Genomic DNA, 2410 nt, shown 5'->3' on the forward strand with positions numbered 1-2410 from the left:
ACCGGCGGTTCGCCGTGAACTAAATCTCGATCCCGATTTGGCCAGTGATGATATGACCACGATTGCGCTGCACGAAGGCGGCGAACACGTGCGCATTAAAGGCGATTCGGTGACCGGTGCGCTCGACGGTGACGACGAGGCTTACAAAGCGTTTCATAAACGCATGACACGATTTGCCGACATACTCAAGAACGTGTTGAACAAGACGCCACCGCGGTTGGGAACTAAAAACCTGTCCGATCTAGCCGCGTTGGCCAAGCTGGGTTTTGACATCCGACGATTGGGTAAGTCAGAGATGGAAGCGTTCCTACGCGTGATCGGTATGAACATCTACGACGAGGTAATGGAACGTTTCGACTGTCGGGTGCTGCGCGGCGCGTTGTGTGCGGACGCGGTGATGGGCACCCATCTCGGCCCCCGTTCGCCAAATACCATTCTGACTTTCTTATATCGCTGGGCCGGCAACCATGGTCGCATTGCGGCACCGAAAGGCGGCATGGGCAGCGTTAGTGAAGAGTTGGCGCACGTGGCTCGGGCAGCGGGCGTCACTATCCGCTCCGGAATGCGTGTGAAGCGCGTAGTGGTTGAAAACGGTCGCGCGGTTGGCGTCGAGACCGACAGCGGTGAGCGTTTTGACAGCTACACCGTGGTCTCGAATGTGGACCCGAAACAAACCATCATGGAATTGGTCGGCGCGCGCCATGTCGAGGCTGGATTTACCCACCGCAGTCATCATCTGCGGGCGAAAGGGAATGCCGCAAAGTTGCACCTAGCATTGGATGGTTTACCGACCATCGACGGGTTAGACAAAAAAGAATATGGTGAACGTATTCTGATAGCACCAAGCCAGGACTATGTTGAGAGTGCTTTTAATCCGGCCAAGTATGGCGAGTCGTCTCCGGCACCGGTCATCGAAATGACGTTTCCCAGCTTCCGCGACGAAAGCATGGCGCCGACCGGTAAACACGTAATGTCCGCGGTCGTTCAATATGCGCCCTACGAGCGCAAGGATGGCTGGACAGATGAGGCGCGCGCGTTATTCGAAGCCGCCACCATTCGCACCATCGAACAGTTTGCGCCCGATATTGCGGATCGCATCATCGCCAGCGAGTTGCTAACACCTGTCGATATTGAACGCGAATTCAATATCACCGGCGGTCACTGGCATCACGGCGAGCTGACGTTGGATCAGTTCCTATTTGTTCGCCCGGTCGGCGGTGCGGCGCAGTACAAAATGCCGCTCGACGGGTTGTACCTCTGTGGCGCCGGCGCGCATCCGGGTGGCGGGGTTAGTGGCGCCGCTGGGCGTAACGCTGCCAAAGAAATAATTAAGCGGGGGAAAGCCGCATGACGATTACACCGGTACCTCAAGGCCGCCTGCGCTCACCGTTCTTTGGCCGCATGTCGGCGTTGGACACGATCAATACCTGGCACGAATGGAAGGGCTATTCCTCGCCCGATGAACTGTATTGCGCGGAGACCGAGTACTTTGCGATTCGTAATGCGACCGCGGTATTCGATCTCACGCCGATGACCAAGTATCGCGTCACTGGTCCCGACGCACTGGCTTACGTCGACCGTCTGGTGACGCGTGACATGGCGAAGATCAAACCGGGCCGAGTCGCATATGCGGTGTGGTGCGATGATCGCGGCCAGGTGATTGATGACGGCACGATCTTCCACCTCCGTGAAGGTGAATATCGGATCTGCTCTCAGGAACGCCACTATGACTGGTTCCTCACCTCAGCGATTGGCTTCGATGTATCCGTAGAGGAAGAAACCGCTGAGATCGCGGGTCTCGCGGTGCAAGGGCCGACCAGTTTTTCAACGCTGAGCGCAATGGGTCTGGATGGTCTTGGCGATCTCAAAGTGTTTGGCCTGATGCACTTTGATTTCGAAGGTGCCGAACTGATGATCTCGCGCACAGGGTTTACCGGCGATCTTGGCTACGAACTGTGGATTGAGCCGGATAAGGCCGAGGCGTTGTGGGATGCATTGTTTGCCGCCGGAAAACTGCACGGCATACGTGCGATTGGCACGCATGCCCTGGAGCTTGCACGGATCGAAGCCGGGTACCTGGCCGCTTACGTTGATTTTTTGCCGGCCAAGGCGACCATTCGTACCGGCCGCACGCGCTCGCCGTTGGAGCTGGGCCTGGGCTGGCTAGTTGATTTCAAGAAACCCAATTTCAACGGTCGACGCGCACTGGCCGAAGAGCAGCGCCGCGGTCCGACGTGGCGATTGGTAAAGCTGGACATTGAAGGCAATAAAGAAGCGCATAGCTCCTACATTTTTGCTGACAAGAACGCCAGCAAGCAAAACGTAGGTTTTGTGACGTCAGCGGCGTGGTCACCGATTACCAAGCAGAACATTGCGATCGGCACCGTGAAAATGCCGCACGGCGAAGTAG

Annotated in this window: 2 protein-coding genes; both read left to right on the forward strand. The window is 56.9% G+C overall.

Going from position 1 to position 2410, the window contains the following annotated elements:
- A partial coding sequence (locus AAF465_17460) for an NAD(P)/FAD-dependent oxidoreductase (GenBank protein MEM7084510.1) occupies positions 1-1351 on the forward strand: 1351 nt, incomplete at its 5' end.
- The coding region (locus tag AAF465_17465) for an aminomethyltransferase family protein (GenBank protein ID MEM7084511.1) at positions 1348-2410 on the forward strand (1063 nt) is incomplete at its 3' end. The genes AAF465_17460 and AAF465_17465, both read left to right, overlap by 4 nt.

Source organism: Pseudomonadota bacterium, from assembly GCA_039028935.1.
GTDB lineage: Bacteria > Pseudomonadota > Gammaproteobacteria > Steroidobacterales > SZUA-146 > SZUA-146.